This is a genomic window from Pseudomonas sp. LBUM1655 (assembly GCF_059716085.1).
The window spans coordinates 1,918,158-1,943,483 of sequence record NZ_CP166801.1 but is presented as its reverse complement, the minus strand read 5'-3'; the positions used below and the strand labels follow the sequence as shown (position 1 = coordinate 1,943,483).

Annotated in this window: 20 protein-coding genes; 17 read left to right on the top strand and 3 right to left on the bottom strand. The window is 57.3% G+C overall.

All coding sequences use genetic code 11. From position 1 onward, the window contains the following. The first annotated feature begins 4 nt into the window (after nucleotides 1-4). The 4 genes from ACA074_RS08735 (at nucleotide 5) to ACA074_RS08720 (ending at nucleotide 9,643) form a co-directional block, all read left to right on the top strand. Entirely contained in the window at nucleotides 5-1,912 is a 1,908-nt protein-coding gene (locus ACA074_RS08735) for a hypothetical protein (protein WP_497678791.1), read from the top strand. Nucleotides 1,913-1,956: 44 nt separating this feature from the next. Then, on the top strand, nucleotides 1,957-3,876 hold the full coding sequence (locus tag ACA074_RS08730) for a hypothetical protein (RefSeq protein WP_497678790.1): 1,920 nt from the start codon (nucleotides 1,957-1,959) through the stop codon (nucleotides 3,874-3,876). A 284-nt stretch (nucleotides 3,877-4,160) separates the two neighbouring features. Next, the gene (locus ACA074_RS08725) at nucleotides 4,161-5,942 is read left to right on the top strand and encodes a hypothetical protein (RefSeq protein WP_497678789.1); all 1,782 of its coding nucleotides are present in this window, start codon (nucleotides 4,161-4,163) and stop codon (nucleotides 5,940-5,942) included. Between the two features lie 149 nt (nucleotides 5,943-6,091). Next, nucleotides 6,092-9,643: a calcium-binding protein gene (locus tag ACA074_RS08720; protein WP_497678788.1), complete on the top strand. Its 3,552-nt coding sequence runs from the start codon at nucleotides 6,092-6,094 to the stop codon at nucleotides 9,641-9,643. A 111-nt stretch (nucleotides 9,644-9,754) separates the two neighbouring features. On the opposite strand, the gene uraH is transcribed toward ACA074_RS08720, so the two are convergent. After that, nucleotides 9,755-10,108 carry a hydroxyisourate hydrolase gene (gene uraH, locus ACA074_RS08715; protein ID WP_401269699.1) on the bottom strand — a complete coding sequence of 118 codons (354 nt, stop codon included), beginning with the start codon at nucleotides 10,106-10,108 and terminating at the stop codon, nucleotides 9,755-9,757. Between the two features lie 432 nt (nucleotides 10,109-10,540). Here uraH and puuE point away from each other — a divergent pair, with 432 nt between their 5' ends. The 8 genes from puuE (at nucleotide 10,541) to ACA074_RS08675 (ending at nucleotide 18,609) form a co-directional block, all read left to right on the top strand. Continuing rightward, nucleotides 10,541-11,467, top strand: a complete 927-nt coding sequence (gene puuE / locus ACA074_RS08710; RefSeq protein ID WP_401269696.1) for an allantoinase PuuE — start codon at nucleotides 10,541-10,543, stop codon at nucleotides 11,465-11,467. Next, nucleotides 11,464-11,979, top strand: coding sequence for a 2-oxo-4-hydroxy-4-carboxy-5-ureidoimidazoline decarboxylase (uraD, locus tag ACA074_RS08705; protein WP_187680064.1), 516 nt, complete (start codon nucleotides 11,464-11,466; stop codon nucleotides 11,977-11,979). The genes puuE and uraD overlap by 4 nt, the downstream gene beginning before the upstream one ends. Nucleotides 11,980-12,067: 88 nt before the next feature. Next, nucleotides 12,068-13,063, top strand: coding sequence for an allantoicase (gene alc / locus ACA074_RS08700; RefSeq protein WP_497658988.1), 996 nt, complete (start codon nucleotides 12,068-12,070; stop codon nucleotides 13,061-13,063). A 134-nt stretch (nucleotides 13,064-13,197) separates the two neighbouring features. Further along, a complete protein-coding gene (locus tag ACA074_RS08695) occupies nucleotides 13,198-13,701 on the top strand; it encodes an ureidoglycolate lyase (RefSeq protein WP_008005655.1) in 504 nt (167 codons plus the stop codon). 51 nt (nucleotides 13,702-13,752) lie between these two features. After that, nucleotides 13,753-15,066 carry a urate hydroxylase PuuD gene (locus ACA074_RS08690; protein ID WP_497678787.1) on the top strand — a complete coding sequence of 438 codons (1,314 nt, stop codon included), beginning with the start codon at nucleotides 13,753-13,755 and terminating at the stop codon, nucleotides 15,064-15,066. Nucleotides 15,067-15,234: 168 nt separating this feature from the next. Continuing rightward, the gene (locus ACA074_RS08685) at nucleotides 15,235-16,593 is read left to right on the top strand and encodes a nucleobase:cation symporter-2 family protein (RefSeq protein ID WP_497658987.1); all 1,359 of its coding nucleotides are present in this window, start codon (nucleotides 15,235-15,237) and stop codon (nucleotides 16,591-16,593) included. A gap of 71 nt (nucleotides 16,594-16,664) precedes the next feature. After that, complete coding sequence (locus tag ACA074_RS08680; protein ID WP_497678786.1) at nucleotides 16,665-17,450, top strand: outer membrane protein OmpK; 786 nt, start codon at nucleotides 16,665-16,667, stop codon at nucleotides 17,448-17,450. 373 nt (nucleotides 17,451-17,823) lie between these two features. Next, nucleotides 17,824-18,609, top strand: coding sequence for an outer membrane protein OmpK (locus ACA074_RS08675; RefSeq protein ID WP_007913962.1), 786 nt, complete (start codon nucleotides 17,824-17,826; stop codon nucleotides 18,607-18,609). 134 nt (nucleotides 18,610-18,743) lie between these two features. Here the strand turns inward: ACA074_RS08675 and ACA074_RS08670 are convergent, their stop codons facing one another. Next, nucleotides 18,744-19,904, bottom strand: a complete 1,161-nt coding sequence (locus tag ACA074_RS08670) for a patatin-like phospholipase family protein (protein ID WP_497678785.1) — start codon at nucleotides 19,902-19,904, stop codon at nucleotides 18,744-18,746. 32 nt (nucleotides 19,905-19,936) lie between these two features. Beyond that, nucleotides 19,937-20,869 carry a lipid A biosynthesis lauroyl acyltransferase gene (locus ACA074_RS08665; protein ID WP_497678784.1) on the bottom strand — a complete coding sequence of 311 codons (933 nt, stop codon included), beginning with the start codon at nucleotides 20,867-20,869 and terminating at the stop codon, nucleotides 19,937-19,939. Nucleotides 20,870-20,986: 117 nt separating this feature from the next. On the opposite strand from ACA074_RS08665, the gene minC reads away from it, so the two are divergent. The 5 genes from minC (at nucleotide 20,987) to ACA074_RS08640 (ending at nucleotide 25,169) form a co-directional block, all read left to right on the top strand. Beyond that, on the top strand, nucleotides 20,987-21,724 hold the full coding sequence (minC, locus tag ACA074_RS08660; RefSeq protein ID WP_038367080.1) for a septum site-determining protein MinC: 738 nt from the start codon (nucleotides 20,987-20,989) through the stop codon (nucleotides 21,722-21,724). 169 nt (nucleotides 21,725-21,893) lie between these two features. Continuing rightward, the gene (minD, locus tag ACA074_RS08655; RefSeq protein WP_187680056.1) at nucleotides 21,894-22,706 is read left to right on the top strand and encodes a septum site-determining protein MinD; all 813 of its coding nucleotides are present in this window, start codon (nucleotides 21,894-21,896) and stop codon (nucleotides 22,704-22,706) included. Beyond that, entirely contained in the window at nucleotides 22,706-22,960 is a 255-nt protein-coding gene (minE, locus tag ACA074_RS08650; protein WP_003223146.1) for a cell division topological specificity factor MinE, read from the top strand. Before minD ends, minE begins: the two co-directional genes overlap by 1 nt. A gap of 91 nt (nucleotides 22,961-23,051) precedes the next feature. Then, complete coding sequence (locus tag ACA074_RS08645) at nucleotides 23,052-23,687, top strand: RluA family pseudouridine synthase (protein ID WP_497678783.1); 636 nt, start codon at nucleotides 23,052-23,054, stop codon at nucleotides 23,685-23,687. Between the two features lie 192 nt (nucleotides 23,688-23,879). Continuing rightward, nucleotides 23,880-25,169: a M18 family aminopeptidase gene (locus ACA074_RS08640; RefSeq protein ID WP_187681369.1), complete on the top strand. Its 1,290-nt coding sequence runs from the start codon at nucleotides 23,880-23,882 to the stop codon at nucleotides 25,167-25,169. The last annotated feature ends 157 nt before the right edge of the window (nucleotides 25,170-25,326 follow it).

Here is a 25,326-nt window from a genome sequence, read left to right as displayed (position 1 = left end):
AAGGATGGCAAAGCCGCCAAAGAAAATTCTCGTAACCCCCTCATCCGATACTTCACCGACCACCACAAGGGCCGTATCGGACCCATCTGCGGGCGACCGTCTTGTAGCGCAGATTCCCGATCCCGCGATCCCTGGCAGTGTTCGCGCGCCAGAGGTTTCAGGAGATGTTGCGCAAACCGGGACGGACCGGTCGCCAACGGTAACGGTCAGTACATTGCCGGATTCGATCGCCAGATTACTGGAGATCAATATGAGCGCGATTACCTGGCCTGCCGATAAAACCCACCTGTTGCGCACAACCGGCAGCGGCCTTTTCCAGAGCCCGGAGGGCGGCACTTATGCTCACGTGGCAGGCGAAGGCTACCTTCAAGTCATACGCCAGCCGGATGGGCGCTATCGGGTGTTCTGGCCGCAAAATCTGGGGGAGTCGGGTCCGTTCCTGAAACAGATCGAGGGGCAACCTCTCTGGCGCCCCGAGACAGCGAACCGACCGAGTCACGGGGTAGAGGCTGATCGTGCGCTGGCAGTTGAATCACCGTCTGATCCGCAGCCCCCCCTACCCTTGCCGATTGCACAGGTCGCCTGGCTGACAAATGCCCAGAACACGGCGGACGGGCTTCGTTACGACAAACGGGGCGCCACCTATGTCGACATGGAGGACGGAACCACCTTCCTGGTGCGCAGGGATCCGGCCGGTCATTATCGGCAAGCCTCTGCCCGCGAGCGGTCTTCACCTGGCGCAGTTGTCGAGCCTTCTCCGGGCACAAAACGGTGGCGGGTAAAAACGCCGGAACCTTACCGGCCGCCTGGCACGTCACGAAGAACTCATGAACGGTCAGCTGTTGTCATCGACGAACCGACGCCCGGCCCAAGCAAACGCCCACACCTGACTGAAGATAGCGAGCAACGCCACACACAGCCATTGACCGTGCCGTTGTCTGATGCCACACCGCTCGCGCATGCCGGGCCCGCAGGACACTGGAGAAACTGGGGGAAAACCTTCAAGCCAGAATGGCAGGATTCCATAGAAATAGACGGTCAGCATTATGTGATCGTGCCGCAACGCGTGTCGGTCGAAACGACCTTGGTGTACCTGGAAAACCCGCTCTTTTCTCCGGGTCGATACGACGCATTCGAGCGGATGCTTAACCACAACCCGTCGCTGCAGCCGAAATGGGCGGTTAGAAATGATCACACATGGACGGTGGTGGAACTCCCCGCGTTTGGCAGATCGCTGACTCAGTCTGTTGCCAAATCCTTCAAGTACTTGTCGGATCACTCCTCGAGCACCCTCGCCAGAGCAGCGTTCAATGAGGCCAACCACAGTGATGTCATCAACGGTGAAGGGTTGCGGGTGCTGTTTGACACCTTCTATCACTGGGAAAACCGCTCCCTTGCCACGGCCCCCCGCCGCGAACTCGCTGACCCGCTGATGATGCTTCCGGTCCTGCCCCTGCAACCCGGCGTGCTTAGCCAGACACTGTTGCTGCCCTCGCCCCATGCCACGGCTCTGGAGCGCATCGACTTCGATACGCAAATGTTTGATCAGCGATGGCGTGATGCCATGAATACCCCCGGTTCCAGCCTGCGCGGTGTCTTCAGCGAAATTCTGCAGCACAACGGTTATGAGGTCGATCGCACCAGTCGGTTGTTCAGCGAGGATGCCTTGTTGTTCAAGCGCAGCAATCTGGACGTTGTATTCGTGTTGCGATTCCGCCCCAGCGCCCCGGACGGCACAGTCCAGCGCCTGATGGAACCGGGCGAGGAACTGAATGCACCGGCACTTAGAGCCACGCTCGAGAAATCCGAATGGAAGCACATGCTCGAACCCGGCAAGGTCGTCTATCTCGTGGGCGGCACTCAAAAAGTCTCTGCGCAACAGACATATCTATTCATCGTCAGAGAAGGCTGAGACCGATGCGCAACCGAAAACCAACACGATCGAGAATGTCCTGAATGGCTAAACCTCCGAAAAAAAAACCAGGCACCCCTCTGCCTGATTCCCCCGCCAAGACCGATCCTGTGGCCGTGAATTCGCCCGACGTCAACCGCACGGATATCGCGGGTATCGATACGATGCGTGCGCGCGTTGATCAAACTCTCGACCTCACGCCCGAGGGGGCGTCCGACGAATTGACACATCAGCCTTCTGTAACCGTCAGTGAAATACCTTCAACCCGCCCGCTATCACTCGACGACGTATTGCGCTCGATAACCTGGCCCGCCGATCGCTCGCATTTGTTGATGCCACTGGATCCTGACGGAGGTCTGTTCATCAGCTCGGACGGCAGAATTTATGCCCATATCGAAAGCGACGGCCATTTTCTGGTGGAACGCCAAGCCGATGGCCGCTATCAGATTCCCTTCGACTTCGCCCCCGGCTCGCCTGGCCCGTTCGTGAGCAAAATAAAAGACCAGCCGCTTTGGCGCCTGGAAAAACCGGATTGGCTGACACCGCAGTCAGACGTACGACCCCATGTCCCGACCGTGCCATCACCGATGACAGTGAACGCAACCAAATACCTTGATCCGGATCTGGCGGCACGGCTTTCTCAAGCGGCGGATTCCAGCGATGGAATCCGCTATGACAAACATCGTAAAACCTATGTCGATACACCCGACGGCACTGTCATGGTGAGTAAAAATGCTGACGGCAACTATCAGCAGACCTTCGCCAGGGAGCGACACCCCTCCGGTGCATTGCTTGAACGGATTGCCGGAACAAAACAATGGCGCCTTAAAACACCGCACGCTTCGGGTACTCAAGATACATTGCGTCTGGACAGACGTCGGCCGGCAACTGAAACGAATCCCGCGCCGGGTCCAAGTAAACGGCTCTTTTTGGGCGACGATGCAGACAGTGCAACCGATACACAAGCACTTACCCAGAGTTTGATTTCATCCAGCGACGCTGCACTTGATCCGTCTTTCGAGCAATGGCGCACTTGGGGCAAGACGACCAGAGCGCCGCTAGAGATGCACATTGAAATAGACAATCTTCACTACCCAGTAGTGATTCAGAACATTAACGCCGACACCCGACTGGTGTATGTGAAACACCCGCAATTTTCACCTGGCTTATATGACGCCTTCGAACACATGCTCGGAACTGACCCGGCGTTACAGCCAAAATGGGCGGTTAAAGTCGATAAACAATGGTGTGTCCTGAGCAAACGCGTACCGTTCGAAATGCCCCTCACAAATTACATTTCGACGCATTTCAAATATCTGTCGACTGAATCTACACGTTCACTTGCTCGAGCCATGTTTAATCAGGCTAACCGATCCGAAGTTATCAACGGTCATGGCCTGGCGGTATTGAACCAGACATTTAGATTCTGGGCCGACAGGAAGAACAACCCGGTTCAACGACGAGAATTGGCTGACCCGCTCACGATGTTACTCAAACTCCAGCCGCCGAATGCTGACGACCTGTCATTGAGCATGCCTTCGTCGCTAGGTGAGGGATTACAACGCCTGGACTTCGATCCCGGACAATTTGCTCAGCACTGGATTGACCACGCCGTGCTACCGACAACACCTGACTTGCGGAGTTTGTTCAGCGCTGTATTGACGCAAAACGGTTACCTCATCAACGAAACGTCGCCTCATCTGGGCGAAAATACGTTGTTGTTTCATCGAGAAAAAATCAACAGCGTCTTTGTACTGACCTTCCCGAAAGTTATCGGCAAACAGATACAGCGCAAGGCTCTCCCCGCTTCACATTTGAGTGAGTCTGCTTTGCAAATCCGTATGGGCGGACAACAAAAGGACTTGGCCACCTATATCGATGAACAAAAGGTCGTCTATCTGATGGGGGGCATTCAAAAACAGACTCAGCAACTTACAACACTCTTTATCGTCAGAGAGGGCTGACCTGCTTTCCATATAAAACCACAGCAAACGTCAATTACAACAGCGGTTATCAATTTACATGAAGCACTACGGCTCGTAGCGATATAACGCTGCGCCGGTTAACTGTTGCCGAGTGGAGATTGATAAACGCAAAAGACGGAAACCGCCAGAGCGTCAATTAACGACGCCCTGGATAAACAGCAGATCATCAGAGGTCAACGTCAATGACCAAACCACCCAAATCGATAACGGGAAGTCATTACAGCGATACATCCCAAACATCCAGACCTGTACAGGATCAAACTGTGGCCAACCGTGTCAACATTGATAGTTCCAATCCGCCCATATCCGCAGGTGAGCGAGTATCCGACACTTCCACACCCACGTTGGCGGGTAACGACGACATTGCACCGCGTGTCGTTGTAACGCGTATCACGGATCCGGTCATGACGGATCTCAATACCAACCTCAGAGAGATTTCATGGCCGGCCCTGCAGAATCATCTATTGCAGCCCCACGCGTCGATCGACGGGTTTTACGTCAGCCCAAGAGGTGAGTTCTATGCACACTTGGAAGAAGGAGGCTATTACCGTGCCGAACTCAACAGCAACGGTGACTACCAGATTCCCTGGCCCGACGCCCCGGGTGTTACGCCACCGATATTGAGGAAAATCGAAGGGCAGGCTCGCTGGCGTGTCGAGGCAGACTGGTATGGGCGAACGTCAGAGCAGGGAAACAGTACGCAACCTGCAGTGGCAGGCGCGCCGTCACAAGCATCGATCCTCCTCCCCCCGCATCTGGCAGCACTGTTGACGAGTGCACACAGCACGACCGACGGCGTGCGTTATGACAAGTTCAAGAAAAGCTATGTCGATCTGGCGGAGGGAACCGTCATGGTGCGTAAAAACCCCGACGGCCATTATCAACAGACCTTTGCTGGAGAACGGACGGCGTCTGGCTCTGTGCTTGAGCAAATACCGGGAACACAGCTCTGGCGCCGCAAGACCGTGCACACGGTGCCACCGGATAATCGCCGGGCAGCTTCTGAAACCGATGAACCAACGGCAGTGCCAGGTAAACGACCGAGAATGGATGGCGAATCAGACGCTGCGGATCTGCGTAGCGGCGACTGGCGCGCCTGGGGAAACACCACCAGACCACACATCAGTGACGCTATCAAAATCGAAGGAAAATACTTTCCGATAGTCCCTCAGGCGGGACATGCCGATGACGCTCTAGTCTTTATCAAACCACCACGTTTCGCCGCTGAACGTTTCGACGCGTTCGAACAGATGCTACGTGTCATGCCGGAGTTACAACCCAGAGGCGCGGTGAAGATAAAGCAAAATCACGCAGTCGCCACAGAACCTGACTGGAGGGTCGTAGACGGTCATCCATTCAAAAAACCGTTCGCCCGCTATGTTGCCGATAAATTTCCTTATATGTCGGATCATTCGGCAAACGAGACCGCACGTCTTATGTTCAAGCGAGCCAATCATTCTGAAGAGATGAATGGTTACGGCCTCAATGATTTGTTTGATACGTTTAACTACTGGACAGACCGATCCAGGAACCTTGACGTTCAAAACGTCAACCGTCAGGAATTGATCGATCCATTGGCTCTCATGCCCCCGCTGCCAAAGGACGCGACAGGCTTCATGTATATGCCACCCTTTTCTGCTGAAGGGCTCTACCGGATTGACTTTGATTCGCAGCGTATGCCAGTGCAGTGGAAAAGAGCAATAAACGGCAGTTCACCGAGAGCCGTGTTCAAAGCGGCTCTGGAACATCAAGGTTACAATATATTTGAATCTTTTCGCCAAACACAAAGGGACGCACTGATGTTTAGACGAGCAGGCGTCGACAATATATTCCTTATGTTATTCAGTCCTTTTCACGAAGGCAGAACATACAGGGTAAATCCGACAGAGTGGGTTTATTCAAAAGCACTGAAAAACCAAATCAATCCTAATGACGCACTTACCCTGCGAAAACATGTTGAGAAGAATAAAATCTTCTGTTTACTTGGAAGTTTCAATATCCTACCTTCCGGACAAGGCAGCCTTGTCATCACAAAATTTGATTAATTGATCCAACCGGCTGCTACGCAAAACGGCAGCCAATAGAAACCATTCAAAAAAAATCAGCCGAAACAAGCGAGAGAATTATTTTCTCGCTTGCATCACCCCCTATTCTCATCGACTTATAACTTGCAACACCGAACAAGGATGTTTACATGTCAATCCCCCTGCCCATTAATACCTATGCAAAAGACGAAACCGTCGAAGTTTTTGATATTGGTAATCATGCTAATGAGCGCACTTCATCGACTATCGACTTCGCGCCTGACATCAAGAGCGACAGTGCAAACCCAGAACCCGAAAATAGCGCCCGCAAACCCGGCCAGCTCAAGATGCTCGACGACCTGTTTGGGCCGTTCAAGATCGGCCCCTACACCATTACTCGTCGAGGCCTGGATGCATTGGGTGCGACTATTGATGGCCAACCGCTGACCGGCCATAACACCCAGTTTCGTACACCCAGCCGATCGTTCGTCAACGCCCTGCAACTCAGTTATCCCGAAATCGAGAAGCGCATGAAAGTGTCCACTTTCGGCGACGATTATTTACTGCCCTCCCTGTTATACGAGATGGCCTGCCTGCGCCCGCACACGGCCCCGCCGGTCATAAGGAATGACACCGGTGTGAACGTCGGGGAGGTCGGTTACTCGCAGAAAATGTCTCGTCTTCTCAACTCGGCACAGAACCTGGATCTGCGTCTGAGCTATTCAAAAAAGCAGAGCAGCCCGAGCTGGATCATCATCAAAAACCATTCCACGGTCGGTGCCAGCGTCGGCATTCAGGCCTTTGGCATATTCATGGGCATTCGCGGTATTTACGATGCCGTCAAAAAGAATGACAAGGATGAAATCATCTTTAACAGCATCGGCATCGGGACAGAGGTCGGTTCGATTATCACCGACGTAGCCGTCACCAAAGCCGGTCAACGCATGATCGAAGCAGGCAGTGGCGCCTTGAAGGATTTCGCCAAAACCCGGGTCGGAATCAGGCTGGGGCGTTCAGGGGGACTTGTCGGCGGTGCGCAGACGTTGCCGTTCGATATCTACAGTGCTGTCAGAGAATTCAACGCCGCCAGCAATAAAACCGGCAAACAAGCCATTGATCATTACGTCAGCGCCGGTTTGAACATCGCCAGTGCCGCCATGACGGTCATTCTGGGTACCGCCGCCCTGGCCGGCTTTTCGTTCGCAGGGCCGGTCGGCCTGGCCGCTGGTGCGCTCATGGCGATCGGCTCGCAGATCTACGGCGCCGTGCGCATGGTGGATGAAATCGACGACTACATTGAACTCACCGTTGAAGAACGCTGGCGCACCGGCTGGTTCTCGTTTGTGCCGTTGATGGATATCGATCAAGACATCAAAAATCGCTACGAACTGGCCAAAGCCAAAATCGAAACCGCCAAACGACTGACAACGACGGCCAGAAAGATACTCGACGAGACTCAAAAGGACACCATCGAGGCGGTCGTGCACGGCCGCTACGAAGACCGCCTCAAGAAACGACGTGAACGCGTAAAGCACTGGTGGGGCGTAGAAACCATGCCGATCGTCTACGTCCCCGAGGTCGTAGGTCTTGACGATACGATTGACGCACGAGCCGGCGTTACAGCCCAGACACCCGGTGCTGTGCTCGGTACGCCAGGAGAAGACAAAGGCATCCTGTGGATGATCGGTGATGGCAAGGATACGGTCACGGGTGTCGAGAAAAAGCCCAATGCCTTTTATTACGCAGAGGGGACAAAGACTCTGACCGGGGGTGAAAAGGATGACAAATTCATTGTCCAAAATGCCGCGCAAGCAATCGAGAGGCCGGTTGAGAGCGCTGAGTTCTCCAGACTGAAAGGGGGCGCCGGCAGCGATACATTGATACTGGATGGCAAGCAGTCATTTCCCGCTGAGGGACGGGGATATGACATCGACCTGACGGCGGGCACCCTGCAAATCTACACACCCAATGCGGATCCGACAGTCGAGGATGGAGAAAGTTATTCTTTCAAGGCACTGCTCGAAAACATTGAAAACGTTCAGACGCTCAATGATGGAAAAAGTATTGTCACGGGCACTAAAGAAGCCAACGTGATCACATCAAGAGGCGCAGACAAAATCTACGCCGGCGCCGGTAACGACACGCTTTATCTGCTCAAGAACAATGCAACGGCCTTTGGTGAAGCCGGAACGGATTTTTATCACGTGGACCTTGCGCAGGGCTCAGTGCTCATTAGCGATGATGGTGTTGATGAAAGCTATATCTCGCTGGGCTGGCGAATGGACCACATCGAGAAGTGGAAGGTGGACAGACTTCGCCTTCTGATCACGCTGCAGTTCGATTTTCACTATGGCCGCAGAAGCATCATAGCGATTGACAATGTCTACAAAACATCCGAAGGCCACAGGGTTTTGAACAATGACAAATTGACCATCATCACCAGAGATGGCTACTACTTGAAACCCGATCTGCCGGAAAAAATGCAACACGATGACCCGTTTGAGATAAGCGCAGAAATCACCAAGGTGGGCCGTCCTGAAAAAACCACCATTGTCCATGAAACAGTGTGCAAAGTGCCCACCAACCAGAACACCCATTACTACGTCCAGCGATTCAACCCGCACACTCAATTTATAACCGGGAGTCACCCTGACTCCTATTACGGTACCCGAATCTTTCTCGACTACGACTTTTCCGAGCTGACGAGCGCTCATGCAGCCTTTGCGACGACTCCGTCCATTGAAATGAATGCCGCCGCCGGTAACGACAAGGTTAATGTCTCAATCGATTTTCTGTTTTACTTCGGCAAAAACCTGTTGCAAATCGCCGGCGTTAGCCAATACGCAGACACGACACTCGACGCTGCACTGGTAAAAGCGGCGGCCAATGTTTCAACTCATGGATACATGTTGGTGTTCCGGGATGGAAAAGCCCACACCCTTATTCTTGAAGCGGACTATGCCAAACCTCCCGCGCACTATAAGCCCAACGTGGCTGGCAATACGCTGACCAGCCACGACTTACGCTTCCCGATACGGGTCAAAGACAATGCGGTTTTTGAAATCCCCCAAACCCTGGCGCTAGAGCTGGATCACATTTCTTCTTGCTCCCGGCTACTGCCTCTCGCCAAACAGACTGCCATCGATAACATTGAAGGTGCGGGAGCCACTTATCTTATCCATCTGAGCGCGAACAGGGTGCTGCGGATTTCGACGCCCGGCGGTCTGGCCACCGCAAGCAGCCAACTGAACCATTCCTCCACTTGGGAGCTCGACGCCACACAACTCGGTGAATTCAACATCGTCCTGGCGGATAACAAACTGTATATCGGAAACACCACTGTGCATTTACCTCAATACGGTGCCGACGATCTTATTGACGAGATTTTTGTCATCGGACCAAAGGGCGTGGTGCATACCGTAGACCTTTCTTTCGACAGAATTTATATCAACCGCCTGGACGCCAGATACTTTGAGTCACCCACCGACGCTACAGCCGATGTGCCCGAAGAGTTTTCTGCCATTGCGCAAAGTGTCCTCGAAGTCCGCAATGTTGCGATGACCGATGGCACCCGAGGAAAACTCAAATACAGCATGCCGGAGCGCAAATGGATCCTGGAAAGTAACAAGTCTCGAACAATAACCAATGCCGACCTGAAGATATTTGGCCGCTGCACCCACCAGACGCCGGATATGCTCACACTGTCGTTGCCTGACAACTGAGCTTTAGTCATGCGCCATCACTGAAATAAAAAAAGCCCGCAGTGTGAGCGGGCAAAAGACCAAAGAAGCTATATGCGCAGTCGCTTCCCGGTGGGGGCAGCTGCTTGGGGGTCAGCTGCCCCGGTACGTGGAATAGCTGTAAGGTGAAATCAGCAGGGGTACGTGGTAGTGATCCTGTTCGGCAGAGATGCCGAAGCGCAGCACGACCACATCCAGAAATGCCGGCTCCGGCAGTTGCACCCCACGGGCTCGGTAGTAATCGCCGGCATGGAACTGCACCTGATAAACCCCGGTACGGTAATCATCGCCTTGCAGCAGCGGCGCATCGACCCGGCCGTCACTGTTGGTCATCGCGCTGGCGACCAATTCCAGGTGCGAACCTTCAACGCGGTACAGCTCGACCTTGATCGAGCTGCCCGGGCAACCGTGTGCAGCGTCCAAAACGTGTGTTGTCAAACGTCCCATTGATTCTGCGCGCCTGGCCGCAAAGAGCAGTCAGACTTCGCGCCTCCCGAAGTCAGTTGAAAAGGAGACCGCACCCTTTCGATGCACGAAAAGCTGCGGCGAGCGATTGATTAAGACACTTTCCAAAAAAATTGTACACAATAAAAACGACATTTTTCACACCACCCCCGCCATCCGGGCGTTTACAGCGGATCTGCCAGCGCAGCGCCTGATCATTGAACCTCCTATCCATTAGCTGACTGGTCAGGCAGGTTTCTTGCAGGTTCACGCCGATAGCAGTAAAAGATGACAGTCGGTGAGAAATGCAAAAAATCAGGCTTACAAATTGAGAATAAAGTTGTATACAATCAGCCCATCGCTGTGACGCCAGCCTGCAACCTCATCGCCAGGCCGCCACGTAATATCTGTCAACGAATAAGAAGGAAGACTGCAGTGAGCGCTGACTACCCACGCGACCTGATCGGTTACGGCAGTAACCCTCCTCACCCACACTGGCCGGGCAATGCCCGCATCGCCCTGTCCTTCGTACTCAATTACGAAGAAGGCGGCGAACGCAACATTTTGCACGGCGACAAAGAATCCGAAGCCTTCCTCTCTGAAATGGTCGCTGCCCAGCCGCTGCAAGGCGCGCGCAACATGAGCATGGAATCGCTTTACGAGTATGGCAGCCGTGCCGGCGTCTGGCGGATTCTGAAACTGTTCAAGGAATTCGACATTCCGCTGACCATCTTCGCCGTGGCCATGGCCGCCCAGCGTCACCCGGATGTGATCCGTGCAATGGTCGACGCCGGTCACGAGATCTGCAGCCACGGCTACCGCTGGATCGACTACCAATACATGGACGAAGCGCAGGAACGCGAGCATATGCTCGAAGCGATCCGCATCCTCACCGAACTGACCGGCGAGCGCCCACTGGGCTGGTACACCGGCCGCACCGGCCCGAACACCCGTCGCCTGGTGATGGAAGAAGGTGGATTCCTTTACGACTGCGACACCTATGACGACGACCTGCCCTACTGGGAACCGAACAACCCGACCGGCAAGCCACATCTGGTGATCCCTTACACCCTCGACACCAACGACATGCGCTTCACTCAGGTGCAGGGTTTCAACAAGGGTGACGACTTCTTCGAATACCTCAAAGATGCGTTCGACGTGCTTTACGCCGAAGGCGCAGAAGCACCGAAGATGCTGTCGATCGGTCTGCACTGCCGACTGATCGGCCGTCCGGGCCGCCTCGCTTCGCTCAAGCGCTTTATCGAATACGCCAAAAGTCATGAACAGGTGTGGTTCAGCCGTCGCGTCGACATCGCGCGTCACTGGCACGAAACCCACCCGTACCAAGGGGCCGCCAAATGAGCCGCTTTCAAACCCTGCAACCGTCGACCCTGAGCCGCGACGCCTTCGTCAAAGCCTTCGCCGACATCTACGAACATTCGCCATGGGTGGCCGAAAAGGCCTACGACCTGGGCGCAGATGCCTCGATCGACGAGATCGAAACCCTGCACCAGCGCATGAGCGACATCCTGTTGAGCGCCGATCACGCAAGCCAGCTTGCCCTGATCAACGCTCACCCGGACCTGGCCGGCAAAGCCGCCGTCCAGGGCCAGCTTACCGCGGCCAGTACTGAAGAACAGTCGGGCGCGGGGATTCACCAATGCACGGCCGAAGAGTTTTCTCGCTTCACCGAGCTGAACGACGCTTACAAAGCCAAGTTCAAGTTTCCCTTCATCATGGCGGTAAAAGGCAGCAACCGGCATCAGATCCTCGCGGCGTTCGAAACGCGCATTCACAACTCGGTCGACACCGAATTCAAATGTGCGCTGGCGGAGATCAACAAGATCGCCCTGTTCCGTTTACTGACTCTCTAGCGAAGCCTGACCCGAGTACATCAGACGCGGAGAGTACCCAGGGTCTTGCAAGCATCCCAAGCCACTTATTTAAAGGCAGACAAGAAGAATGAAAGCTTACGCCGTACCTTTCGAGAAGTTCGTCAACCTGGCCGATGCCCGTCTGGGCACCAAAATCCTCTCGGTCACCGATGACTGGTTCGCAGACGCCAATCGTCTGTTTCAGCCAACCCCGGCCGTGTGGAAGGAGGGCGTGTTCGATGACAACGGCAAGTGGATGGACGGCTGGGAGTCGCGCCGCAAGCGCTTCGAAGGCTTCGACAGCGCGGTGATTCGCCTGGGCGTACCGGGTTCGATCAAAGGCGTAGACATCGACACTTCATTCTTTACCGGCAACTTCCCGCCGTCGGCCTCGCTGGAAGCGTGCTTCCTGGCCTCGGGCGAGCCTGATGAAAACACCCAGTGGACTGAAGTGCTGTCGGCCGTCGAGCTGCAGGGCAATAGCCACCACTACCACGAAATCAGCAACGACAAAGCCTTCAGCCACCTGCGCTTCAACATCTACCCGGACGGCGGTGTTGCTCGTCTGCGCGTGTACGGCATTCCGTTCCGCGACTGGTCGGCTGTTGGCGACAACGAACAGGTTGACCTGGCGGCTGCTCTGAACGGTGGCCGTGCGCTGGCCTGCTCCGACGAACACTTCGGCCGCATGAGCAACATCCTCAACCCGGGCCGTGGTATCAACATGGGCGACGGCTGGGAAACCGCACGTCGTCGCACGCCAGGCAATGACTGGGTAATCGTCGCGCTGGGCCACCCGGGCGAGATCGAAAAAATCGTCGTCGACACCCTGCACTTCAAAGGCAACTACCCGGACACTTGCTCGATCCAGGGCGCGTTCGTCAAGGGCGGCACCGACAGCCAGATCGAAACCCAGTCGCTGTTCTGGCGCGAACTGCTGCCGGCACAGAAACTGGAAATGCACGCCGAACACACCTTCGCCGAGCAGATCAAGGCTCTGGGCCCGATCACCCACATCCGTCTGAACGTGTTCCCGGATGGTGGTGTGAGCCGTTTGCGCGTTCTCGGCAAGGTCGCGAAGTAATGCTGAGACTGTAGGAGCTGCCGCAGGCTGCGATCTTTTGACTTTGTTTTTCAAGATCAAAAGATCGCAGGCTTCGCCAGCTCCTACAGGGATTGCAGTGAATTGAACATACATTTGAAGACAAGAAGAACAGCATGCGCACACTGACGATTGAACCGCTGACCAAAGAAGCCTTCGCCCCTTTCGGTGACGTAATCGAAACCGACGGCAGCGATCACTTCATGATCAACAACGGTTCGACCATGCGCTTCCACAAACTGGCGACGGTCGAAACCGCTACGCCTGAGGACAACGCGATCATCAGCATCTTCCGCGCCGACGCGCAGGACATGCCGCTGACCGTTTGCATGCTGGAACGCCATCCGCTGGGCAGCCAGGCTTTCATTCCGCTGCTCGGCAACCCCTTTCTGATCGTGGTCGCGCCACTTGGCGATGAACCTGTATCAGGCTTGGTCCGCGCCTTCGTCACCAACGGCAGGCAGGGCATTAATTACCATCGCGGCGTCTGGCACCACCCGGTGCTGACGATCGAAAAGCGGGATGACTTCCTGGTGGTTGATCGCAGTGGCACAGGCAATAACTGCGATGAGCATTTTTTCAAAGAGGATGAGCGTTTGATCCTCGCCCCCCACCAATAAGAGAAGGTCTGATCACCCGACAACAAGGGTGACAGGCGAGAGGTAAAGACTGTGGAAGCACATCTGTTGGAATGGCTGAACCTGAGCGTGCGCTGGGTTCACATGATCACTGGCGTGGCCTGGATCGGCGCGTCGTTCTACTTCGTCTGGCTGGAGAACAACCTCAACCGCGTCAACCCGAAAACCGGTCTGGCCGGTGATCTGTGGGCGATCCACGGCGGCGGTATCTACCACCTGGAAAAATACAAACTGGCCCCGCCGGCAATGCCGGAGAACCTGCACTGGTTCAAATGGGAAGCCTACTTCACCTGGATGTCGGGGATCGCGCTGCTGTGCGTGGTGTTCTACTACAACCCGACGCTTTACCTGCTGGCTCCGGGCAGCACGCTGAGCGGCCCTGAAGGCGTGGCCATCGGTATCGGCTCGCTGTTCCTCGGCTGGTTCATCTACTCCTTCCTGTGCGACTCCGCTCTGGGCAAACGCCCTGCCCTGCTCGGTTTCATCCTGTTCGTGCTGATCATCGGCGCGGCATATGGCTTCAGCAAGGTGTTCAGCGGTCGTGGTGCGTACCTGCACGTCGGCGCGATCATCGGCACCATCATGGTCGGCAACGTGTTCCGCATCATCATGCCGGCGCAGCGCGCACTGGTGGCGGCGATTGCCGAGAACCGCACGCCCGATCCGGCGCTGCCAGCCAAAGGCTTGTTGCGTTCGCGTCATAACAACTACTTCACCCTGCCGGTGCTGTTCATCATGATCAGCAACCACTTCCCGAGCACTTACGGCAGCCAGTACAACTGGTTGATCCTCGCCGGGATCGCAGTGTTTGCAGTGTTGGTGCGTCACTACTTCAATACCCGTCATGACAGCCACAAGTTTGCCTGGACGCTGCCTGTCGCAGCGGTCGGGATGATCAGCCTGGCTTACGTCACCGGCCCAACGCCGATGTCGACAGCTCCGGAAGTGTCCAACGCACCAGCGAAAATCGAGTACCAGCCGCTGCCGGAAACGGCACTGGGTGGTGGCGCGAAACCGGCTGAAGCAGCGCAACCTGCAGCACCTGCCACCCCGGCTGCGGCACCGGCACAGGCGTCCAACGCCGGCCCCGGTTTCGACAAGGTGCACAACGTGATCCAGGAACGTTGCACGGTGTGCCACTCGGCCAAACCGACCAGCCCACTGTTCAGCGCCGCCCCGGCCGGCGTGATGCTCGACACCCCTGAGCAGATCCGCCAGAACGCGGCGCGGATCCAGGCGCAAGCCATCACCACACAGATCATGCCACTGGGCAACATCACACAGATGACCCAGCAGGAACGTGACCTGATCGGTGCCTGGATCGCCCAGGGAGCCCAGACCAACTAAGCAGTAAAAGCATCGCTGGCAAGCCAGCTCCCACAGGGATTACCTGAATCCTGTGGGAGCTGGCTTGCCAGCGATTAGCCGCAGCGCGGTTTACCTGATGCAAAAAAACAGCTGTGAGCAACCCGGCAGCTGTTCAATCACAAGAATAAAAAAGATCCGAGGTGTTGCATGTCCGAGCTGTACAAAGCGCGCATCCCCGACGCACCCGCCATTCAGCGTTTGCCCCTTTTGCAACTGATCCTGGTCGGTTTGCAACATGTTCTGCTGATGTACGGCGGTGCCATCGCGGTGCCGCTGATCATCGGACAGGCCGCTGGCCTGAGTCGTGAAGAAATCGCCTTCCTGATCAACGCCGACCTGCTGGTCGCCGGCATCGCCACCATCGTGCAGTCGATGGGCATCGGCCCGATGGGCATTCGCATGCCGGTGATGATGGGCGCCAGTTTTGCCGCTGTGGGCAGCATGGTCGCCATGGCCGGGATGCCCGGTATCGGTCTGCAAGGGATCTTCGGTGCAACGATCGCCGCCGGTTTCTTCGGCATGATCATCGCGCCGTTCATGTCCAAAGTCGTGCGCTTCTTCCCGCCGCTGGTGACGGGCACGGTGATCACCTCGATCGGTTTGTCGCTGTTCCCCGTGGCCGTGAATTGGGCCGGTGGCGGTGCTGCCGCTGCGCAATTCGGTTCACCGATTTATCTGGCCATCGCCGCACTGGTGCTGGGCACCATTTTGCTGATCCACCGCTTCATGCGCGGTTTCTGGGTCAATATCTCCGTGTTGATCGGCATGTGCTTCGGCTACCTGCTGTGCGGGGCGATCGGCATGGTCGACTTGAGCGGCATGGCCAACGCGCCGTGGATTCAGTTCGTTACCCCGCTGCACTTCGGCATGCCGAAATTCGAACTCGCACCGATCCTGTCGATGTGCCTGGTGGTGGTGATCATCTTCGTCGAGTCCACCGGGATGTTCTTGGCGCTGGGCAAGATCACCGGCCAGGAAGTCTGCCCGCGCATGCTGCGTCGCGGCTTGCTGTGCGATGCCGGCGCGTCGTTCGTTGCCGGGTTCTTCAACACCTTCACCCACTCTTCGTTCGCGCAGAACATCGGCCTGGTGCAGATGACCGGCGTGCGCTGCCGCTCGGTGACCATCGTCGCCGGCGGCTTGCTCATCATGCTCAGCCTGCTACCGAAAGCGGCCTTTCTCGTGGCCTCGATTCCACCGGCCGTATTGGGTGGTGCTGCGATTGCGATGTTCGGCATGGTCGCGGCCACCGGGATCAAGATCCTGCAAGAAGCCGACATCGGTGATCGTCGCAATCAGTTGCTGGTGGCAGTGAGCATCGGCATGGGCCTGATCCCGGTGGTGCGTCCGGAGTTCTTCGCCCACCTGCCGCTGTGGATGAGCCCGATCACCCACAGCGGTATCGCCATGGCCACGCTCAGTGCGCTGACGCTGAATCTGCTGTTCAACATTCTTGGCGGCAAAGAGCGCGCAGCGATCAACGACTGCCACGCGCACCCGCATTAACAGCAACACCGATAGCCCCTTGTGGGAGAGCAACTCTGCGCCTGAAAAATAAAAACAAGAGGGAGCAACAGATGATTCGCACGCAAACCAACCTGCTGTTGAGCGGCTGCCTGCTGGCCGCATCCCAAGCCATGGCCGGCGATTTATTGCTGTGGCAGACCAACAGCCTGAGCTATCTGTACGGCAAGAATTTCGCGATCAACCCGTCGATTCAGCAGACGGTGACGTTCGAACATGCTGACAAGTGGAAGTACGGCGACAACTTCCTGTTCGTCGACAAGATCTTCTACAACGGCCAGGAAGACCGCAACAAAGGCCCGCACACCTTCTACGGCGAATTCACTCCGCGTTTTTCGTTCGGCAAGATCTTCGATCAGAAAATCGAGTTCGGCCCGATCAAGGACGTCTTGCTGGCGATGACCTACGAGTACGGCGAAGGTGAAAGCGAGGCCTATCTGATCGGCCCAGGCTTTGACCTCAAAGTGCCCGGCTTCAACTACGTCACCCTGAACATCTTCCGTCGCCAGACCGAGGGCCCGCGTCCCGGCGATGGCGTCTGGCAGATCACCCCCGGCTGGTCCTACAGCATTCCCGTGGGCAATTCCGATCTGCTGATCGACGGCTATCTGGACTGGGTTGTCGACAACGACGAGAACTCGCGCGGCACCTACCACGCCAACCTGCACATCAATCCGCAGATCAAATATGACCTCGGCAAAGCCCTTGGCTGGAGTCATAAGCAGTTGTACGTCGGCACCGAGTACAGCTATTGGAAAAATAAATACGGGGTCGAAAACAGCCGCAACCTCGACACCAATCAGAACACCGCCAGCCTGCTGGTGAAGGTGCACTTCTAAGATGACCCGCAACCGTGCCCCATACCTGTCGTCGGTGCTCTGTTGCGGGGCACTTGAGAGCTGGCCAAGGAGTCAGTATTCTCCGCGGCCTCTTGAATTCGGTCTAAAAAAAAGCCCGGATTTAATTCCTGACCGAAAAGCCAACTTATCCCGGCCCCGGCCAGTACCGAGGCATCCCGAAAACACGCTCAATCGACTGTTTTTCAGCAGCCGAACGGGCGTTTTTTTGCTTTCTGAAAGCGTTGGCCCAGCTCTTGCTATCCATAGCGAAGCTGACCGATCGGATGACTTTTGCAGCAACGAAAAAAGGCGCCACACCAGAGCGCCGATCTTAAAAAAATAAACGTGGAACACCTACTTTGGGAGCAACCGAATGAAACGTATGTGCACCAGCCTGATGCTCGCGGGATCGATGTTGGCCGGGGGGCAGGCCATGGCCGAAGGCCTGCTGCAATGGCAGAACAACAGCCTGACTTACCTCTATGGCAAGGATTTCCAGGTCAACCCGCGCATCCAGCAGACCGTCACCTTCGAGCACGCCGATGCGTGGAAGTACGGGGATAACTTCTTCTTCCTCGACAAGATCTTCTACAACGGTGGCAAGGACTTCAGCAACGGCCCGAACACCTACTACGGTGAGTTCAGCCCGCGCATCTCGCTGGGCAAAGTGCTCGACCAGAAGATCGAGTTCGGCCCGATCAAAGACGTTCTGGTGGCGATGACCTACGAGTTCGGCGAAGGCGACACCGAGTCGTACCTGATCGGTCCGGGCTTCGACCTGGCCATCCCGGGCTTCGACTACTTCCAGTTGAACTTCTACCAGCGCCACACCCAAGGTGCACGCGCCGGTGACAACGTCTGGCAGATCACCCCGGTCTGGTCCTACACCATCCCGGTCGGCAAGTCGGACATCCTCATCGACGGCTTCATGGACTGGGTGACTGACAACGACTCCAACTCCAAGGGCGATTACCACGCCAACCTGCACTTCAACCCACAGGTCAAATACGACCTGGGCAAGGCGCTGAGTTTCGGCGAGAAGCAGTTGTATGTCGGTGTTGAATACGACTACTGGAAAGACAAGTACGGGATCGACGATACCGGTGCGTTCAAGACCAATCAGAGCACCACAAGCTTCCTGGTGAAGTTCCACTTCTGATAAAGATCAAAAGATCGCAGGCTGCGATCTTTCGCTCTAAAAGCTTCGCGAGCAGGCTCGCTCCCACATTAGTTTTGTGAACGACACAAATCCCTGTGGGAGCGAGCCTGCTCGCGAAGGCCTCACCGCAGATCTCACTCCTGCCGCAATCCTAAAAACCGGCAAAGCTCCTCACGCTTGGCCAACGCATCTCGCCGCCCCAGATCGATCAACTCGCTGCAATACCCCGCCTCGAACAGCAGATAACTCAACACCCCTGCCCCACTGGTCTTGGTCGCCCCCGGCCCACGCAAGAACAAGCGCAACGCCGCCGGCAATTCCTGCCGATGTCGCGCCGCGATCTCATCGATTGGCTGACTCGGCGAAATCACCAACACCTCCACCGGCGCCACACCCAACTCGCGAGTCGGCGTACCTGCGGGCATCAGATGGCTGAACTGGTTGAGACGCTGAAGCAGCTCGATATCGCCCTCCAGGCTGTCAATGAACGTGCTGTTGAGCATGTGCCCGCCGATCTGCGCCAGCGTCGGCTGTTGACCGGTGTAGGTGCGCTCCAGTGGCTGCTCGGGATCGAACCCGCGCGGGTTGCCGCTGACGCCGACCACCAGCACGCGACTGGCGCCCAGGTGCAACGCCGGGCTGATCGGCGCCGATTGCCGCACCGCGCCGTCGCCGAAATATTCCTCACCGATTTTCACCGGAGCGAACAACAGCGGAATTGCCGAACTCGCCAGCAGATGCTCCACCGACAATTGCGTCGGCACACCGATGCGTCGATGGCGCAACCACGCATCAATCTTGCCGCCACCCTGATAGAACGTCACCGCCTGCCCCGACTCGTAGCCGAACGCGGTCACCGCCACCGCATGCAATTGCTTGCGCGCGATGGATTCGGCGATGCCGGGCATGTGCAGTTTTTCATTGAGCAGGTCGCGCAGTGGCGAACTGTTGAGCAGCGCCACCGGCAGCTGGCGACCGAGGCCAAGCAAGCTGTGGCTGACGAAGCGGCTGGCCTGGCGGATCACGCCAGGCCAGTCGCTGCGCAGCACGCGGTGGCTGCGAAAGCCCTGCCAGAACAGGGTCAGGCGTTCGATGGCAGCACGAAAGTCCGTGGCACCACTGGCCAGACTGACCGCGTTGATTGCCCCGGCCGAGGTGCCGACGATTACCGGAAACGGATTGTCGGCACCCAACGGCAGCAACTCGGCAATCGCCGCCAGCACCCCCACCTGATACGCCGCCCGAGCCCCGCCGCCGGAAAGAATCAAACCTGTGACCGGTTCAGCTGGGCTCATCGCAACACTCCATGGTGCTTATAGGGATTGGTTCAACCGCGTTTGGCGTACAGCTTCGGCTCGCCCGGCGGACGGCTTTTGAAGCGGCGATGCGCCCACAGGTATTGCTCGGGACAGGCACGCAATGCGCTCTCGACCCACTGGTTGATGCGGATGCAGTCGGCCTCTTCGGTCTCGCCGGGGAAGTCTTCCAGCGGCGGGTGAATCGTCAGGCGATAACCGCTGCCGTCCGCCAGACGCTCTTGAGTGAACGGCACCACCAGCGCTTTACCCAACCGGGCGAATTTGGTGGTCGCGGTCACGGTCGCGGCCTGAATGCCGAACAGCGGCACGAAAATACTTTGCTTGGCGCCGTAGTCCTGATCCGGTGCGTACCAGATCGCCCGACCGGAACGCAGCAACTTGAGCATGCCGCGCACGTCGTCGCGTTCCACCGCCAGCGAATCGAGGTTGTGCCGCTCGCGGCCGCGGCGCTGAACAAAGTCGAACAACGGATTTTTGTGTTCGCGGTACATGCCGTCGATGGTGTGCTGCTGACCGAGCAGTGCCGCGCCGATTTCCAGCGTGGTGAAATGCGCGGCCATCAGGATCACGCCTTTGCCTTCGCGCTGGGCCTTTTGCAAATGCTCCAGGCCTTCGATGTGAGCCAGTTTCGCCAGGCGCTCACGGGACCACCACCAGCTCATCGCCATTTCAAAAAAGGCGATACCGGTAGAGGCGAAGTTTGCCTTGAGCAGGCGTTTGCGCTCGGCGGCGGATTTTTCCGGGAAGCACAGTTCAAGATTGCGCTTGGCGATGCGCCGCCGGTCGCCGGCCACGCGATACATCAAGGCGCCCAAAAATCGACCGATGGTCAGCAACGCCGGATACGGCAATTGCACGATCAGCCACAAAAGCCCCAGCCCGCACCAGAGCGGCCAGAAGCGTGGAGCAAGAAATGCTTTTCGAAAACGCGGGCGATCCATTAAAGCTTCCGTAAATACAGTGGCCGCGCATTCTACATCGTTCGACCCGGCTTGCGGCTCGCGGGCGTTCTCGTTATAAGTCTCGGCACTTTTAGTGACAAGCCGTTGTATGCCGACATGAGCCAAACCGAACCGTTAGACCAAGATCCCGTATTCCAGCTCAAGGGCAGCATGCTGGCCATCACTGTGCTGGAACTGGCCCGTAACGACCTCGAAAGCCTCGATCGGCAATTGGCCGCCAAAGTCGCCCAGGCGCCGAACTTCTTCAGCAACGCGCCGCTGGTTCTGGCGCTGGACAAACTGCCACCGAGCGAAGGCGCGGTCGATCTGCCGGGCCTGATGCGCGTGTGCCGCCAGCATGGCCTGCGCACCCTGGCGATTCGCGCCAGCCGTATCGAAGACATCGCCGCCGCCATCGCCATCGACATTCCGGTGCTGCCGCCATCCGGCGCCCGTGAACGACCGTTGGAAACCCCGGAAGCCGAAGTCAAAAAGAAACCGGAAAAGCCGCCGGAGCCGACCATCAAACCGACCCGTGTCATCACTACGCCAGTGCGTGGTGGCCAACAGATATATGCCCAGGGTGGCGATCTGGTCGTGGTGTCCTCGGTCAGTCCGGGGGCGGAACTTCTTGCCGATGGCAACATCCATGTATACGGCCCGATGCGCGGTCGTGCGCTGGCCGGGGTCAAGGGCGACACCAAGGCGCGGATTTTCTGTCAGCAATTGAGCGCTGAACTGATCTCCATCGCAGGCCACTACAAGGTTTCCGAAGACTTGCGTCGCGATCCGATGTGGGGCTCGGGCGTACAGGTCAGCCTGTCGGGCGACGTGTTGAACATCATTCGGCTTTAACGGATACTGCCGCATTTTCCAAGCATCTCTAAAACGTAGCGAAAACGGCTCAAACGAAGTAGGAAAATGGCCAAAAGCCGAATTCCAGCCAAGGCTGTCCGACTGCAGTAGTTTTCAAGAGATGTTTTTCAGGGGCTAAAAAGTCCTTCTTCCTTAGGGGTGAAACACCTTGGCCAAGATTCTCGTGGTTACATCCGGCAAGGGTGGTGTGGGTAAGACCACCACCAGCGCCGCTATCGGTACCGGCCTCGCTCTGCGCGGCCACAAAACAGTAATCGTCGACTTCGACGTGGGCTTGCGTAACCTTGACCTGATCATGGGTTGCGAGCGCCGCGTGGTGTATGACTTCGTCAACGTGGTCAACGGCGAAGCCAACCTGCAACAGGCTCTGATCAAAGACAAGCGTCTGGAAAACCTCTACGTACTGGCCGCCAGTCAGACCCGCGACAAAGACGCGCTGACTGTCGAAGGCGTGGAAAAAGTCCTGATGGAGCTCAAGGAACAATTCGAGTTCGTGGTCTGCGACTCCCCGGCGGGCATCGAAAAAGGCGCGCACCTGGCCATGTACTTCGCTGACGAAGCGATCGTCGTGACCAACCCGGAAGTGTCCTCGGTACGAGATTCGGACCGCATGCTCGGCCTGCTGGCGAGCAAATCGCGTCGCGCCGAACGTGGCGAAGACCCGATCAAGGAACACCTGCTGATCACCCGCTACCATCCAGAGCGTGTTGAAAAGGGCGAGATGCTTGGCGTTGAAGACGTCAAGGATATCCTCTCGGTAACGCTGCTGGGCGTGATCCCGGAATCCCAGGCGGTGCTCAAGGCATCCAACCAGGGCGTACCGGTCATTCTCGACGATCAGAGCGATGCCGGTCAGGCGTACAGCGATACCGTCGACCGCTTGCTGGGCAAAGAAAAAGCCCACCGTTTCCTCGATGTCGAGAAGAAGGGATTCTTCGAGCGCCTGTTTGGAGGTAGGTAATGAACCTTTTTGACTTCTTTCGTGCCAACAAAAAGCCAAGTACCGCCTCGGTAGCGAAAGAGCGTCTACAGATCATCGTGGCGCATGAGCGCGGCCAGCGCAGCACGCCGGATTACTTGCCAGCCTTGCAGAAGGAACTGGTCGACGTGATCCGCAAGTACGTCAACATCGGCAACGACGACGTACATGTTGCACTGGAAAGCCAGGGCAGTTGCTCGATTCTGGAACTCAACATCACCCTGCCTGATCGCTGAGTCGATACGGCAGGAACGACGGCGGCTCAGGGCCATTCCCATACCGGAATGGCCCTGAGCCGCCGTTGGCATTTGTTACGAGGCTGTTTTAATGCCGTTGTCCAACATCCGCATCATCCATCAGGACGCCGCCGTACTGGTGGTCGACAAACCGACCCTGCTGCTCTCGGTGCCCGGTCGCGCCGACGACAACAAGGACTGCCTGATTACCCGCCTGCAGGAAAACGGCTACCCGGAAGCGCGCATCGTCCATCGTCTGGACTGGGAAACCTCCGGCATCATTCTGCTCGCCCGTGACGCCGACACTCACCGCGAACTCTCGCGCCAGTTTCACGACCGAGAAACCGAAAAGGCCTACACCGCATTGGCCTGGGGTCAGCCTGTACTGGACAGCGGCAGCATCGACCTGCCGTTGCGCTACGATCCGCCGACCAAGCCGCGCCACGTGGTCGATCACGAATTCGGCAAGCATGCGCTGACCTTCTGGCGCGTGCTGGAACGTTGCGGCGACTGGTGCCGCGTCGAGCTGACGCCGATCACCGGTCGCTCGCACCAGTTGCGCGTGCACATGCTATCCATCGGGCATCCGCTGCTCGGTGACGGGCTCTATGCCCACGAACAGGCACTGGCAGCCTGGCCGCGCCTGTGCCTGCACGCGAGCATGCTCAGCTTCACCCACCCGCAAACCGGTGAGCGTCTGCGCTTCGAGTGCCCGGCGCCGTTCTGAATGGCACCGCTGGCCCCATGTAGGAGCTGCCGAAGGCTGCGATCTTTTGCTCTGGTTTTTGATTTACGAAACACCAGATCAAAAGATCGCAGCCTTCGGCAGCTCCTACAGGTTATGCATGCGCAGCAACGACCGCATGTCATGCCCCAACCGATGCGTTAAACTCCCGCCCATTGCTGTCTGGAGCTTCTTATGCGCGAAGAGTTGAACCAAGGCCTGATCGACTTCCTCAAGGCCTCCCCTACCCCGTTCCACGCCACCGCCAGCCTTGTTCAACGTCTGGAGGCCGCCGGTTTTGTGCGCCTCGACGAGCGCGAGCCATGGACTACCGAGCCCAACGGCCGCTACTACGTTACTCGTAACGACTCCTCGATCGTCGCGATCAAAATGGGCCGTCACTCACCGCTGCACGGTGGCATCCGCCTCGTCGGGGCACACACCGACAGCCCGTGCCTGCGGGTCAAGCCACAACCGGAGCTGCAACGTCAGGGCTTCTGGCAATTGGGCGTCGAAGTCTACGGCGGCGCGCTGCTGGCGCCGTGGTTCGACCGCGATCTGTCGCTGGCCGGCCGCGTGACCTTCCGCCGTGACGGCAAGGTCGAGAGCCAGTTGATCGACTTCAAGGCCCCGATCGCGATCATTCCCAACCTGGCCATTCACCTCAACCGTGAAGCCAATCAGGGCTGGGCGATCAATGCTCAAACCGAACTGCCGCCGATCCTCGCGCAATTTGCCGGTGACGAACGCGTCGACTTCCGCGCCGTACTCACCGATCAACTGGCCCGCGAACACGGCCTCAACGCCGATGTGGTGCTCGATTACGAGCTGAGCTTCTACGACACGCAAAGCGCTGCGGTGATTGGCCTGAACGGCGACTTCATTGCCGGCGCGCGCCTCGACAATCTGCTGTCGTGCTACGCCGGCCTGCAAGCCTTGCTCACAGCCGAGACCGACGAAACCTGCGTGTTGGTCGCCAACGACCACGAAGAAGTCGGCTCCTGCTCAGCCTGCGGTGCCGATGGCCCGATGCTCGAACAGACCCTGCGTCGCCTGCTGCCGGAAGGTGACGAGTTCGTCCGCACCATCCAGAAATCGCTGCTGGTCTCGGCCGACAACGCCCACGGCGTACACCCCAACTACGCCGAGAAGCACGACGCCAACCACGGCCCGAAACTCAACGCCGGCCCGGTGATCAAGGTCAACAGCAACCAGCGCTACGCCACCAACAGCGAAACCGCCGGGTTCTTCCGTCACCTGTGCATGGCCGAAGAAGTGCCGGTGCAGAGCTTCGTGGTGCGCAGCGACATGGGCTGCGGCTCGACCATCGGCCCGATCACCGCCAGCCATCTGGGCGTGCGCACGGTCGATATCGGCCTGCCGACCTTCGCCATGCACTCGATCCGTGAACTGTGCGGCAGCCATGACCTGGCACATCTGGTCAAAGTGCTGAGCGCCTTCTACGCCTGCCGCGAATTGCCGTAACAATTCGGCACGACACGCCCCCTGTAGGAGCTGCCGCAGGCTGCGATCTTTTGATCTTGTGTTTTATAAATCAAAAACAGGATCAAAAGATCGCAGCCTGCGGCAGCTCCTACAGGTGGAAACCGACCTAGACTCAAATCATCCCTTCCGACAAGGC